At 57.3% G+C, this 12,490-nt stretch carries 14 protein-coding genes; 5 read left to right on the top strand and 9 right to left on the bottom strand.

Translation table 11 applies throughout. The annotated features are described in order from the left end of the window. Positions 1-8 precede the first annotated feature (8 nt). Positions 9-422, bottom strand: a complete 414-nt coding sequence (gene flgB / locus P4L78_RS13240; protein WP_309328645.1) for a flagellar basal body rod protein FlgB — start codon at positions 420-422, stop codon at positions 9-11. Between the two features lie 414 nt (positions 423-836). On the opposite strand from flgB, the gene P4L78_RS13235 reads away from it, so the two are divergent. Further along, positions 837-1,415 (top strand): polymer-forming cytoskeletal protein, encoded by a 579-nt coding sequence (locus tag P4L78_RS13235; RefSeq protein ID WP_283149897.1) that lies wholly within the window; start codon positions 837-839, stop codon positions 1,413-1,415. Positions 1,416-1,543: 128 nt separating this feature from the next. Here P4L78_RS13235 and P4L78_RS13230 read toward each other — a convergent pair whose 3' ends face one another. The 5 genes from P4L78_RS13230 to P4L78_RS13210 all read right to left on the bottom strand — a co-directional run bounded on the left by P4L78_RS13230 (position 1,544) and on the right by P4L78_RS13210 (position 3,790). After that, the gene (locus P4L78_RS13230) at positions 1,544-1,675 is read right to left on the bottom strand and encodes a hypothetical protein (RefSeq protein ID WP_309328479.1); all 132 of its coding nucleotides are present in this window, start codon (positions 1,673-1,675) and stop codon (positions 1,544-1,546) included. Positions 1,676-1,764: 89 nt separating this feature from the next. Beyond that, positions 1,765-2,421, bottom strand: coding sequence for a DUF1345 domain-containing protein (locus tag P4L78_RS13225; RefSeq protein WP_283149899.1), 657 nt, complete (start codon positions 2,419-2,421; stop codon positions 1,765-1,767). Between the two features lie 47 nt (positions 2,422-2,468). Next, complete coding sequence (locus P4L78_RS13220) at positions 2,469-2,798, bottom strand: DUF2185 domain-containing protein (protein ID WP_283149900.1); 330 nt, start codon at positions 2,796-2,798, stop codon at positions 2,469-2,471. A gap of 85 nt (positions 2,799-2,883) precedes the next feature. After that, a complete protein-coding gene (locus tag P4L78_RS13215) occupies positions 2,884-3,444 on the bottom strand; it encodes a DUF4142 domain-containing protein (RefSeq protein WP_309328478.1) in 561 nt (186 codons plus the stop codon). Positions 3,445-3,520: 76 nt separating this feature from the next. Continuing rightward, positions 3,521-3,790, bottom strand: coding sequence for a hypothetical protein (locus tag P4L78_RS13210; RefSeq protein WP_283149902.1), 270 nt, complete (start codon positions 3,788-3,790; stop codon positions 3,521-3,523). A 336-nt stretch (positions 3,791-4,126) separates the two neighbouring features. Here P4L78_RS13210 and P4L78_RS13205 point away from each other — a divergent pair, with 336 nt between their 5' ends. Continuing rightward, positions 4,127-4,750, top strand: coding sequence for a nucleoside/nucleotide kinase family protein (locus P4L78_RS13205; RefSeq protein ID WP_283149903.1), 624 nt, complete (start codon positions 4,127-4,129; stop codon positions 4,748-4,750). Positions 4,751-4,827: 77 nt separating this feature from the next. On the opposite strand, the gene P4L78_RS13200 is transcribed toward P4L78_RS13205, so the two are convergent. Then, on the bottom strand, positions 4,828-7,017 hold the full coding sequence (locus tag P4L78_RS13200; RefSeq protein WP_309328477.1) for a prolyl oligopeptidase family serine peptidase: 2,190 nt from the start codon (positions 7,015-7,017) through the stop codon (positions 4,828-4,830). 371 nt (positions 7,018-7,388) lie between these two features. Between P4L78_RS13200 and P4L78_RS13195 the strand changes: the two genes are divergently transcribed. The 3 genes from P4L78_RS13195 to P4L78_RS13185 all read left to right on the top strand — a co-directional run bounded on the left by P4L78_RS13195 (position 7,389) and on the right by P4L78_RS13185 (position 9,256). Further along, on the top strand, positions 7,389-7,787 hold the full coding sequence (locus P4L78_RS13195) for a DUF3224 domain-containing protein (RefSeq protein ID WP_309328476.1): 399 nt from the start codon (positions 7,389-7,391) through the stop codon (positions 7,785-7,787). A 114-nt stretch (positions 7,788-7,901) separates the two neighbouring features. Continuing rightward, the gene (locus tag P4L78_RS13190) at positions 7,902-8,246 is read left to right on the top strand and encodes a hypothetical protein (RefSeq protein ID WP_283149906.1); all 345 of its coding nucleotides are present in this window, start codon (positions 7,902-7,904) and stop codon (positions 8,244-8,246) included. After that, complete coding sequence (locus P4L78_RS13185) at positions 8,234-9,256, top strand: hypothetical protein (RefSeq protein ID WP_309328475.1); 1,023 nt, start codon at positions 8,234-8,236, stop codon at positions 9,254-9,256. Before P4L78_RS13190 ends, P4L78_RS13185 begins: the two co-directional genes overlap by 13 nt. A 19-nt stretch (positions 9,257-9,275) precedes the next feature. On the opposite strand, the gene P4L78_RS13180 is transcribed toward P4L78_RS13185, so the two are convergent. Continuing rightward, positions 9,276-10,274, bottom strand: coding sequence for a hypothetical protein (locus tag P4L78_RS13180; RefSeq protein WP_309328474.1), 999 nt, complete (start codon positions 10,272-10,274; stop codon positions 9,276-9,278). A 56-nt stretch (positions 10,275-10,330) separates the two neighbouring features. Further along, positions 10,331-12,214 carry an oligoendopeptidase F gene (gene pepF, locus P4L78_RS13175; RefSeq protein ID WP_309328473.1) on the bottom strand — a complete coding sequence of 628 codons (1,884 nt, stop codon included), beginning with the start codon at positions 12,212-12,214 and terminating at the stop codon, positions 10,331-10,333. Positions 12,215-12,490: the final 276 nt, after the last annotated feature.

Here is a 12,490-nt window from a genome sequence, read left to right as displayed (position 1 = left end):
CTCCGCGGTCAGGACGATGCGGACGTCAGCGCAGTGCGCATCGTGCTCATCCGGTTCTGCATAAAAGTGATCGAAGCCTCGTAGCGCAGCGTGTTATCCGCAAAATCGCGCATCTCGGTATTCATATCTACGGTGTTGCCATCAATCGAGGGTTGGACCTCGCTGCGGTACTGCAGTTGCGGGGCAAACAAGTCTGTAGTGCCCTGCGGTTGCAGATGGCGCGCATCGGTTGCGGCCAAAGTACCGGCGTTCACCTGGGAAGCACTCAGCGCCGACTTGAACGCGGTCGAAAAATCGAAATCGCGAGCCTTGTATTGCGGCGTATCGCCGTTGGCAATATTCGACGACAACACTTCCTGACGGTACCCGCGCAACTTCATGGCGGTTTCCTGTGTTTGGAAATAGCTATCCAGCGAACTCATCATGGCCAAAGGCTTCCAGGTGTGTGACTGGACTCACAGAAGCAGGAAGTATGCCAGAAAACAAACCATTGATTTATAACGACTTAATTTTTATGCATATGGGATGCCCGGCAAGTTTTGCCGGTCTGCCAAGAGCGTGAGCGGCAGTGCAATGCCCGGCCCGCTTAAAACGCGTCGTTTATCAGCGACAGGCCAGAAAGCCGATTTCACTGGCGTCAGCCCGATTACCGCGCACGGCATGACGCCTGACGGCGACAGGCGGTAGCAACATTTTCGTAATTCGCATCAACAAAAAACAACATCTATTTGTTTATAAAAGATATTTTCATTGTGGCACGGCAATTGCACTAGAAGGGGTAGACGTGGAAATACCGATATTTCGCGCACCCTCTGACGTAATTCCAAGGAGTACCCATGTTCTCGTCGAAGCAACAATCGCCCATCCTCAATAAAAACCAGAGCAGCCTGACCAATCGCAGCGCGCACGCCGATGCGGGCAGCAGCCAACCCTATCCACCCGCCGGTGACAATCTGCGCCCTGACGGCGTACCCGCCAGCGTTCAGGCAACCAAAGCAGTGGTACCGGTAGCACCCGCCGCCACTGCAGATACCGGCGGCAACCGGCTGATCGTCGGCCCGGATGTAAAACTGCGCGGAGCCGAGATTCTGGATTGCGACACGCTGGTAGTTGAAGGCCGCGTAGAAGCCACCATGGATAGCCGCGTTATCCGCATCGCCGAAGGTGGCTCGTTCTCGGGCAAGGTGAGCATTGATGTGGCCGAAGTCCACGGCACCTTTGAAGGTGAACTGACCGCACGCGAGCAGTTGATCATCCACGCTACTGGCCGTGTCAAAGGCACCATCCGTTATGGCAAGCTGCTGATTGAATCAGGCGGGATGATTTCGGGTGAGATTGAATCGCTGGCAGATGCACGCAAATTTGCTGGTGAAGACAAGTCGTCCAACGTCACTCGGCTGAGTGCTGCGGGCTAAGTCGGGATCTTTCCTGCCATGCAAAACGGGCGCTTTATGCGCCCGTTTTGTTTTTCGCCCTTCCAGCGGTGTATTCATCGGCCCCACTTGGCCAGCCGCACTTCGCCAGCCGCACTTCGCCAGCCGCACTAAAAATGGCGGTGAAACCACGCCTTGGTTTTGCGGATGGTTTTATCCACCGGGTGGTGATCGTGATGATGGTGCGCCGTGGTTTCCGCAGCGGCCAGCGGTGCGGCCATCAGCAAAGGAATCAACACCATCAGCGCTAGCGAACATTTCAGAAAGTGGTCATGGGTAAACAGGTCAATGGATATCGAACGTATATCAACGCATGCAAGCGTAATGGCGCTCAGTTCAGCAAGCCCGCCGCCACATTGATCGACAAACCCAGCACACTCAGATTGAAAACAAACGCCAATACCGATTGCGCCAGCACGACACGCCGGGTTGCGCTGTCCCCCACCGCAACATCCGCGGTCTGGCAAGCCACCGCGATGGTGAACGAGAAGTACAGAAAATCCCAATACGCGGGTTCGGCGGGGTTATCCGGAAACAGCACCGGCTTCTTGTCATGCGTGGCGCAGATATAAAACTGATGCGCGTAGTGAATGGCAAACGAAGTGGGCAGCATCAACCACGCCCCCACCAGCGTAATGGCCGTAAAACCAATTCGGGTGAATTGGTGGATGCCCGACGCACTTTTGACGCTGGCCAATTCAATCAGAATGGTGACAAGACTCACCACGCAAGCCAATGCCACGGCGGCCAGCACAATTTCGGCGTTTTCATCCTGCGCCTGGGCAATCTGGCGAATCCTTGCAGGCTCCGCCCTGATCATCATCGCCCACACCGTGGCCAGGTAAACCCAGACGGTAACGTTCCAGGCGGCCAGTGCCCGCGTCAACCCGGTTACTGCGCCGGGCCATAGCAGATAAAACAGCACGCCCAGCGCAATGGCGATCATCAGCCGCGGGCGGGCCTTCATCAAACCACCGACACGGCTCATGGTATTTTCCGCAGGCTCAGCCCGGAACGTGAAGTTGGCATGCAGGTTTAGTCTTCGGAGACGTCGTAAAACACGCCATCGTCTTTATCGAAAGATGCACCAATCGGGGCGTCCAGAAACTCGATAATGCTCTGGTCGTAATTGGCGACGACGTTCACGTCCAGCAGACTGAAATGTTTGGGGTTATCCAGATAGCGGTCGTCTTCTGCGCCGGAGAAAAAGCGCCAGCCACTGTCGTCAGCATCTTCCGGTTCTTCGCGCACCATATAACCGACCGGATGCCCTTCGACCACGATCAAATCAGTGACAACACACAGGCCTTTGCCGGTGACAAGAGTGCGGATATCCGCCGCGTTGATTTTGTATTGCTTTTGCATGATGGCTCTCACAGGCAGACAAGCTCTCAGAATACCGGCTTTCGCGCTCGATTGGGATGCCAGCGCCATTGTTGCGTACCCGCGGCTAGCCCTTGCCGGGCAACTTTTGCAGATATTCCAGCTGCGCTTTCAGCGTCGGCAGCGTTTGCCGGGCGAAGTTGACGATATCCTGATCGCTGCCATTGGCCACTTCTTGCGACCAGGCAATCACGGCATCCTGGCAAGCTTTGGTCTGCACCTTCACCCAAGCTTCGTCAAAGTGATCGCCCTGCAAACCGGATAGTTGCTCCAGATCGTGCCGTTGGGCGGCGTCTGGCTCAGTGGCCGCCGGTTTGCCTTTACTCTGCGCCAGCAATTTGAGTTTTTGCGCAAGTACCGCATGATCTTCAGCCACCTTGCTGGCCAGTGCTTTGATGGCCGGCGCTTCGGCTTGCTGCAAAGCCATTCGGTTAATGGCAATGGCGGCCGTGCTGCTGCGCTGCGCTTCGGCCATGAACGATGCATCTTGTTGCGACAATTTGGCCTGGCGAGACGCCGCCGCACTGGGCGAGGCGGCGGTGTCAGTCGACTGGCTCTGCGCGGCATCAACCATCGCCGATGCGGTCATCAGGCTCAGAGCCAGTGCGGGAGTGAGAAAGAGCGACATGATGCCTCCGGCAAATTGCAGTTGATCCGACGTGGTTGGAATCACCAGCTGCGGGCGGGCGGGTGCCTCGGCAAACTCAGTGCAGCGTTACGCCAGAAAAATACGGCGTATCGGTTGCCGGTTCGTCCGGCGAACGCGGCGGCTCTTGCTGTGGCGCGGGCGGCACTGGTAGATAAGGATCGCTCAAGGGCGGATGCGGAAAAGGTTGATCTGGCGGGATCGGCAGCGGCGGAATCGGTTGCGGCGGTAAGGGCTGCGGAAAATCCGGATCGGCCGGTTCTGGCTGTGGCGGATTACCGGGCACGCTGGGCGGATAAGCAACTGGCATCACGGCGGACGGGAACATGGTGAACTCCTGCAAAAGCAGATTCGTGAGTTCATTTTGCCCGCCTGCGTCGGCAGCCGCTGTCAGCTATCCACCGATACTACCGTGGGATCATTGCCGGTCTGGCCAGCAAGGTATTATCCTCACCACGTTTTTCGGCGTGCTGGCGGGGTTTGATTCCCAGAGCCCGCTCACTCTCGCGAGCGTCTTTGCGCCTTGATGGCAAAAGCGCTATCCAGAGCACCAGCCGTGAGCCTGTTGTGAAATAACGATATCGGGCCACGCGCCCTCGTTAACCGCACGGTCGGCCGCACCGCCCGATCACCCGACCTCAACCACACAGGACAGCCGCAGACCATGGTTCCGGATATTTATTTGCAACGAGCACTGGCTTTACTGGAAAGCGGCCAGCGCAAAATTCTGGGCATCGCCGGGGCGCCGGGTTCAGGCAAATCGACAGTCGCGCAGGCGCTGGCTGAACAACTAGGCGCGCGGGCGATTGTGGTGCCGATGGATGGCTATCATCTGGCCAATGTCGAACTCGCCCGGCTCGGCCGCGCCAGTCGCAAAGGCGCGCCCGATACCTTTGATATGTACGGCTACGTGGCTTTGTTGCAGCGGCTCAAACAGCAAGGTAAAGACGAAACTGTCTACGCCCCGCTGTTTCGCCGCGAGATCGAAGAACCCATCGCCGGAGCGATTCCGGTCGCCGCAGATATCCCGCTGATCATCACTGAAGGCAATTATTTGCTGATGGAAAACGGCGGCTGGCAAGGCGTGCGCCCGCTGCTGGATGAAGCTTGGTACGTCGGCGTGGATGACGAACTGCGTCGCTCGCGACTGGCGGCACGGCACATGCATTTTGGCCGCAGTGAGCAAGCAGCCAAAGACTGGGTGGCCAATACCGATGAACCCAACGCCGTGCGTATCGCCGCCACCCAGGCGCGAGCTGATCTGATCGTGCAATGGCCTGAGTTGTAAGCGCCACAACGGCCAGCACAAAACGCCAGCGGCCAGTGATATCTGCATATCACTGGCCGCTGGCTGTTTCACTCAACTCAATGCGGCTGGAAGCCTTTCTTGCCGGTGCGCCACAAAATGAACGCGTATTGATCGGCCAGATCATCATCAATCTGGGTGCGGGTGGAGCCGATACCATGCCCGGCATCCACGTTCACTTTCAGCAACACCGGATTATGAGACGCGGTCGCCCGTTGCAGCGTGGCAGTCATCTTGGCGACTTCCCATGGCGAGACGCGCGGGTCGTTCAGGCCGGTGGTCAGCAGCACGGATGGATATTTCACGCCTTGTTTCACCGCATGCACCGCATCCATCTGTTTGAGCGCCAGAAAGCCGTCGTGATCCTTGATGGTGCCAAACTCGTCGATATTGGGCGGCCCATTGGGCGAGAATTCCGCGCGCAAGGTGTTGGATGCGCCGACGTCAGACAGCACTACTGCAAACAGGTCCGGGCGTTCGGTCATGGCGCGGCCCACGGTGATGCCGCCAGCGGAGCCGCCCTCAATGCCCAGATGCTTTGAATCGGTCCAGCCGTCTTTGATCAGTTTCTCGCAGCAATCAATCAGATCGCGCCAGGTGTTGGGCTTGTTCAAGCCCTTACCCGCTTGCCACCAGCGTTTGCCGTATTCGCCGCCGCCTCGCACATGCGCCGTGGCCATGACGCCGCCCTGCTCCAGAAACGCAATAAAGCGCGTGGAGAAATAGGGTGATTGCACAATCTGATAAGAACCGTAGGCGCTGACGTGGGCCGGATTCTTGCCGTCTTTCTTGAGCCCTTTTTTGGCGACAATCGACAGCGGCACTTTGGTGCCGTCACGTGCCACGGCGAAGGTGCGCACGGCCTCGTAGCCGGATAAATCCACGTCCGGCTTGGCGATCAGGTGAGTATCAACACATTGGCCACTTACCGGGTCGTAGCGGTAAACGGTAAATGGCACGAGCCAGCTGGCGCCAATCAGCCACGCGCCATCTTCGGCGCTAGTTGCGCCAACGCCATCCAGCGAGCCTTCAAACGGCAAGGCAATATCGCCTGCCTTGCCGTTGCGGTCGATGCGGCGCAGCGTGTTGTAACCCCCATCCAGCAAAGTGACATACAAACCATCCTTTGCTGCAACGATGGCCTGGACAACCAGATCGCTGGCAGGCACTACCAGCTGTGCGCTGGCGATATCCGGCGCCGCCGCGCTGGTTCGCAGCACTTTGCCGTTATCTGCGCCTTTGGTGCTGAGCAAATAGAGATCATTGCCGACCAGCGCAACGCCAGTTACTTCGTCCGCGATATCGCAGACTTGCTGCCATTGCGGTTTGCCAGCAACGGCATCGGCCAGTTTGGCGCTATACCACGCGTTCGCCAGGCGCACGCCGCCTTGCGGGCAAGCCAGCACGTATTCCGAGCCTGGATCAGTAAACACCATCGGAAAATCGAGGTCTTCAAACTTCACTTGCGGGTACTGATTCACCGACAGAATTTTGATGTCCTGATTGGCATCGGTGCGCAAGCGGTGCAGCCAGGACACGCTGCTCTTGAAGTAATCAACTGAGCCCTTGGCCTGCCCTGCTGCCAGCCGATTAAAAAAGAAGCCGGAGTTATCGGGCAACCACTGCGGATTAGCCTCTTGTGCCCGGTCGATTTTCTCCGGCAACAGGTTGCCGCTGTCGATATCCAGAATATAAAGCGTCGAATTCTCGGAGCCCGCTGGCGACAAGCCATACGCCATCAACTTGCCGTCGGGTGACGGCGTCCACCAATCCAGCGAAACGTGTGAGCCTTCTACCTTGATAGCGGTCGGGTCGATCAACAATTTGTCTTCGCCGCCCGCTTCTTCGCGCATATACAACTTGAAGTTATCGCCGTTGCGCGGACGCTTGCTGAAGAACACCCGGCCACCCGAGGGCTGCACCATGCTGATCGCTTCCGCCCCGCTGGACAGCGCGTTCAGCCGCTTGCCCAAGGCAGCACGCCCCGGAATCGCATCCAGCATGCTGCGCGCATAAGCACCCTGACCTTTCATGTACGGAACCCAGTCCGGGTCGGCACTGTTTTCCATCCAGCGATAGTCATCAACGACCTGTTCGCCCCAGATCGTCTCGGTAACGGGCTCGACACGGGCGATGGGTGGCCGGCGCGGGCCAGTCGCCGCTTCGGCAATCCACGGCAAGGAAGTCATTACGGGCACAGCGCCCAACAGCTTGAGAAAATCACGTCGTTGCCAGCCGGACTGAGACATCAAACACTCCTGAAGCGGATCAGTGGAAGTTTCTGTTTTTTGCTATTTTGTTGTTCGTTACGCGTAGTTGGACGCTTTTAATGCAATGGTCTGACATCGCCAGAACGAGCAAACCGCGTGCCAGTTCACCTGCCTGGCTCGCTAGTCGATACTGGCGAGCGCCCGCAGCGGACAATGGCATGAATTTTTACTGGCGCCCCGAAAGTATTGCAAGTGCATAAAAGTACGACATGACCGAAAAGCCTCGCACCCCAGTCCACGCAGCCACGTGGCGGCATGGCTGGCCCGGTTCAGCAGGCAAAAACGGCTCCAGCAACTAGTATGTCTGCATGCCGGTCAGACGCTGGCACCACTTAAACAGGACCGGTTTTATGGCAACGCAAATCAACGGCGCTTTCGACGTCACCCTCACCCCGCTGGCACAGTCAGAAAAGACCGCTGGCGCCAGCTTGGGGCGCATGGGGATCAGCAAACAGTTTCATGGCGACTTGAGCGCCACCAGCAAGGGCGAAATGCTCAGCGCCATGACCGATACGGCAGGTTCTGCCGGGTACGTGGCGATTGAGCAAGTGACTGGCTCGCTGGTCGGGCGCAACGGCAGTTTTGTGCTGCAACACTCGGGAAGCATGGCGCGAGGCGTGGCCAGCTTGCGAGTGACGGTTGTTCCGGATTCTGCGACGGATGAACTGGTCGGACTGACCGGGGAAATGGCGATCAATATCGTGGATGGCAAACATTTTTATGAGTTCAGTTTTACCTTGCCGGCGTGAAGGCATAGGTTGCCGATTTGTGCGGCGATCTGACCGGTTTATTTGTGCATGGAAAAGCTGTGAGCACCAGCAAGCGACAACTCATTCAAAGCGATTTTCTCGGCAGTACAACCGTTGCTGGATAAAGGCCCGATCCAGGACCTGACCGCCTACGGCATCTTGCGCCCGGCCATCAAGCGCACGGAAGTCATCTGTGACGAAGCCGTGCAGTTCAAAGTGGGCTTTGATAGCGACAAGGGTGAAATCTGGGCTGATCTTACCCTGCCCGAAGGCAACTTCTGCTATCAGCGCAGCTCCAACATCCCGCAACAGGCCGAATTTGCGCACGGACATCCGCTGGAAATCTTCAACGCGCAGCATCAACCGTATTTTGAGATAGAAACCCACGCCCCACTGGCTCATCTGCAGCCCGGCGAACGTATGTCTTACACCATTGAGGAAGCCGCATGGGCGATCTGAACGGCGTACCCGCATTGACCACCTCCGACAGCTGGACGCTCGATTGGGCGTGGGGCGACGTCACCTTGCAAGCCTTGGGCGGCATGCTGGCTCCGGTCACTTTTGTCCTGGAAGACGACCGCGCCATTCAACCGATGCAGATCGCGCCGTGGGGCGACAAGCCAGACCCGCAATGGCCTGGCGTATTACGCCAGTTACGCGGCGAATGGCCCTGTGTACCGTTTGGCATGGCTCAGGCCCCGCAACATCTTGACCCGTCTTGGCCGGTGGCCAACGACACCAACCCGTTTGACCACGGCTATGGTGCGAATCACGAATGGCAGCTGGTGCATCAGACCGATGAAACCCTGACCATTGCGATCAATTACCCGGCCGATGACGCCGTTGCGCGACTGGAACGCGAAGTACGCGTCGACCCGGAACGCGCCGCCATCACCGTCACCCTCATCATCCATGCCCGCCACGAAACGCAAATCCCGGTCGCCTTGCACCCCACTTTTGCGGTGCCTGCCAGCGGCGTAGAAGTGCTGGCCTGCCAAATTGAAAGCGCCCACACCTACCCGCAACCCACGGAATGGAAAGTATCGAAGCTGAGACCGGATCGCAGCGCCAGCAGCCTGGCCGCATTGCCCGGCATTCAAGGGGAAGTTGATATCACCCACCTGCCCTTGCCCTACGCCACCGAAGAACTGGTACAACTGCGCGGCTGCCGGCCACCATTTGTATTGCGTTATCCGGGCTGGCAAGCCGATGTAACGCTGGATTGGGACACCCAACAGTTGCCCGATGCCCTACTGTGGATCAGCAACGGTGGCCGCGCTTTTGCGCCTTGGTCCGGTCGGCATTACGCGTTGGGCGTTGAGCCGCTGAACAGCTTTTTTGATCTGGGGCGCGTGGCGACGCCGCCGGTTGATCACCCATTGGCTGATCGCAAAGGACTGACGATCAGGCCGGGGCAGCCGGTGATTATTCGGTATCGGCTGTCGGCTGGGGTTAGTCCGGCAGTGTGATTGGGCATTTGGTCGTGTCTCAAATCCGGCTGGATGGCATTCCAGCTGACTGACCAAAGATATCGCGCCAGGCCACGTACATGCCCATCATGACCAGCACAACCAGGGGCGACATGAAAACAATCAGGCCTGCAGCCATCAGCAACTGCGCCCCGGTTCCCTGCATCGCGCTCGGGCCCGTCTGGTGCATGGCAATTGCCGCGACGACAAACACGGCGATCAGGACCACAAAAATCAGTAAACCCCATAATGCGTAACTAATTAATACCCCGAGAAAAGCGGGTACGTTACGCAAACCGGCCTGAATGCTGTTGCGGTATGCGGCCAAGACTGGTTGCCCGCGCAGTACCACTTCGGGTGTGCAAAATGCCGTAAGCAGGCCAAGCAGAGCCAGTATCGCAACTGGCCAAAACCTCAGGCCGTGCAGCGCGGCGGCAAGCTGCAATTGTTTCGGGTCAAAGGCCAGCGATAGTGGCAGGCTGGAAGACCAGGCAATGAACAAATTCCCCATCATGTACAACACCACCTGAAGACATAGCAGAGTGAAAATTCTCTGCCCATTCTCTTTGAGCGTCTGGCTGGCCTTGGACCAGGAAAACTGACCATCCAGGTCGACCTGACGGAAAAAACAATAAAACACGCAACCAGACAACGCGCTTGTTGCGGGCAGTAGATATCCCGCAATGACCCAGGGGATGTGTTGCGACAGCAGCATCAACACCTCAAACGCAATCGATAGTCCCAGCCATTGCCAAGGTTTCTTGCGAAACAAGCGCCAGCCCTGCGCAAGCCAGCTACGGCCATCAGCAAAAGATAAACGAAGAGGCAACGAGTCGATTGCAATCATCCTGGCGTTCCGATTTATAAAAGATTCGTGAAAGAATATATATAAATTCAAGTCAACCAGAAAGATTGCCCTGCTACCTCCCGCAAGAGTGTAGGTTTGCGAACACAGTGGCCCAGGCTGTAATTCAAGCCGCGCAGATACAACACCAGAAAACAAAAGAGCGCGTGGCACCAGGTATTAAAACCCGGCACCACGCGCTCTTCATTTGCTGCAAAAGTTGGGCTGGCTTACTTCTGTGCCATCACCGCTTCCAGCTCATCCATCACCTTATCCATACGCCGCACAATGGCTTGATATGGCGCCGGTGTTGCCATATCCAGCCCGGCACGCTTGACCACCTGGTACGCATCATCCGAGCCACCGGCTTTGAGCATGTTGAAGTAACGCTCACGCAAGGCGGTGTCGCCCTTCTCGATGCCTTCCGCAAAGTACGCGGCGGCGCTGATTGAGGTGGCGTATTGGTAGACGTAGAAGTCTGAGTAGAAGTGCGGGATGTACGCCCACTCCACGCCGTACAAGTCGTCAATGTGCACCACGCCTTGCGCGTCGCCGTGATAGCGCTTGAGCAGTTCCAGATACATCTTGCTCAGGTCGGCGCCGGTCAAAGACTGGTCGTGCTCGATGGCGTCATGCGCTTTGAGTTCAAACTCGGCGAACATGGCCTGGCGGAAGAAGGTACCGCGCAGTAATTCCAGTTCCTGACTCAACGCGAATACTTTTTCTGCCCTGGTTTTGGCGTGGCTGGCAACGTAATCGGCCAGCAGCATTTCGTTGGTGGTGGACGGGATTTCGGCGACAAAGATCGGGTAGTCGGCGGTTTCAAATGGCTGCGCGCCGTTAGCCAGCACGGTGTGCATGGCGTGACCCCATTCGTGCGCCAGAGTAGACACACTCTCGTAGCCACCATCAAAAGTCATCAACACAAACGGATGCACGTCATATGCGGCGCCATTCATATACGCGCCTGAATGCTTGCCTTGCTGTTGCAGCGAGTGCATCCAGCCTTTCTGGAAGTTGCCACCCAGTGTTTTCACGTAGTCGTCGCCTAACGGTTGCACCGCATCCAGCGTCAGCGCTTCAGCTTCGGCTAGAGAATACTGACGTGGCGGATTGGCCAGAGGTACATAAATGTCTTGATAGCCCGCTTGCTTCAGGCCCAGCAACTTGCTGCGCAGTTTGAAGTAGCGATGCAGAGTGGGCAACCCGGCATTGGCTTGGGCCACCAGCGTGGTGTACACGGCATCAGGCGTATTGCCGCCCGACAACGCCATGTCCAGTGAGCTGTCATATTTTCGCGCACGGGCTTTGAATACGTTGCCACGCAGATGGGCCACGTAGATCGCCCCGATAGTGCGCTCGTACGCCTTGAATACCGGCCAGAAGGCCTTGAATACTTGCTGACGCACTTTTGGATCGCGGTCGCTACGCAGGGAGACGTAGGTTTCCTGATCCAGCGTATAGACTTTGCCGCGCACGGTGATCTTGGGCCACGGCAGCTCGGCATTGGTCAGCAGGTTGTAGATGGAGCCCGCTTGTTCCAGTGGGTCATTAGCGGCGGCCAGCAGGTTTTCTTCACCTGCGCTGAGCGTGTGGGCAGACAAGCGCAGCGCGGTATGCAGCATGTAGCTGAACTTCTGTAGACCCGGCTCTTGTTTGATCCAGGTGTCGATCTTTTCCGCCCCAATCGCCGCAATTTCCGGGCTGATAAACGCCGTTGCCTGATCAACCTGGCTATCAAGCGAATAAGCCAACTGGTTGCGCGCCTGGTTGGTGTCGTCCTTGGTATTGGCATCGGCTTTCAGGCCGGAATAAACCTCCAGCCGATTGGCGCGGCGGCGGATATCGGACATGGTCTGCAAACCCTTGAGCAAACTGGCCGAACTGGTACCCAGCGTGCCTTGTAGTGCCTTCATTTTTGGCAAATCGGCCAGTAGTGCCTGGCGCTCGGTTTCCCATGCGGCGTCGGAGGGATACAGCGAAGTCAGATCCCACACTGCAGGTGGGTTGGCTGAAGGGTTGCTTTGGGTTGTAGCGGCAGAAGCAGCGAAGGCGGGGGTAACAAAAGACAGAGACGTAAAAGCGAGGGCAACAGCAAGTGCGATGCGTTTCATGTACAGGACTCTGGGTAAGGGTCTTGATGCGGACAAGCTGTCCTGCTGGGTTGCGGACAGCGCAGCTCAAAAAAACAGTTGAGGATTCTGCCGTAGCGCGTCCGGGTTTGTTGCAAAACTGTGTAAACACGAATTACCAGAGCTGAAAATGTTGTACCGAGGATACGTAATGCGCCCAAGCGCCGGAATAAAAGGCCTGGCCTGGCCGTTTTGTTAACAGAGCGAATCTTTCTTGCCATCTAACCTGACCGCGCAGGGCAAATAACACGGCAGGCA

The organism is Silvimonas sp. (assembly GCF_031291215.1).
Classification (GTDB): Bacteria; Pseudomonadota; Gammaproteobacteria; order Burkholderiales; family Chitinibacteraceae; genus Silvimonas; species Silvimonas soli.
Note: the sequence above shows the minus strand (reverse complement) of the source record. Positions and strands in the feature narration are given on the sequence as shown.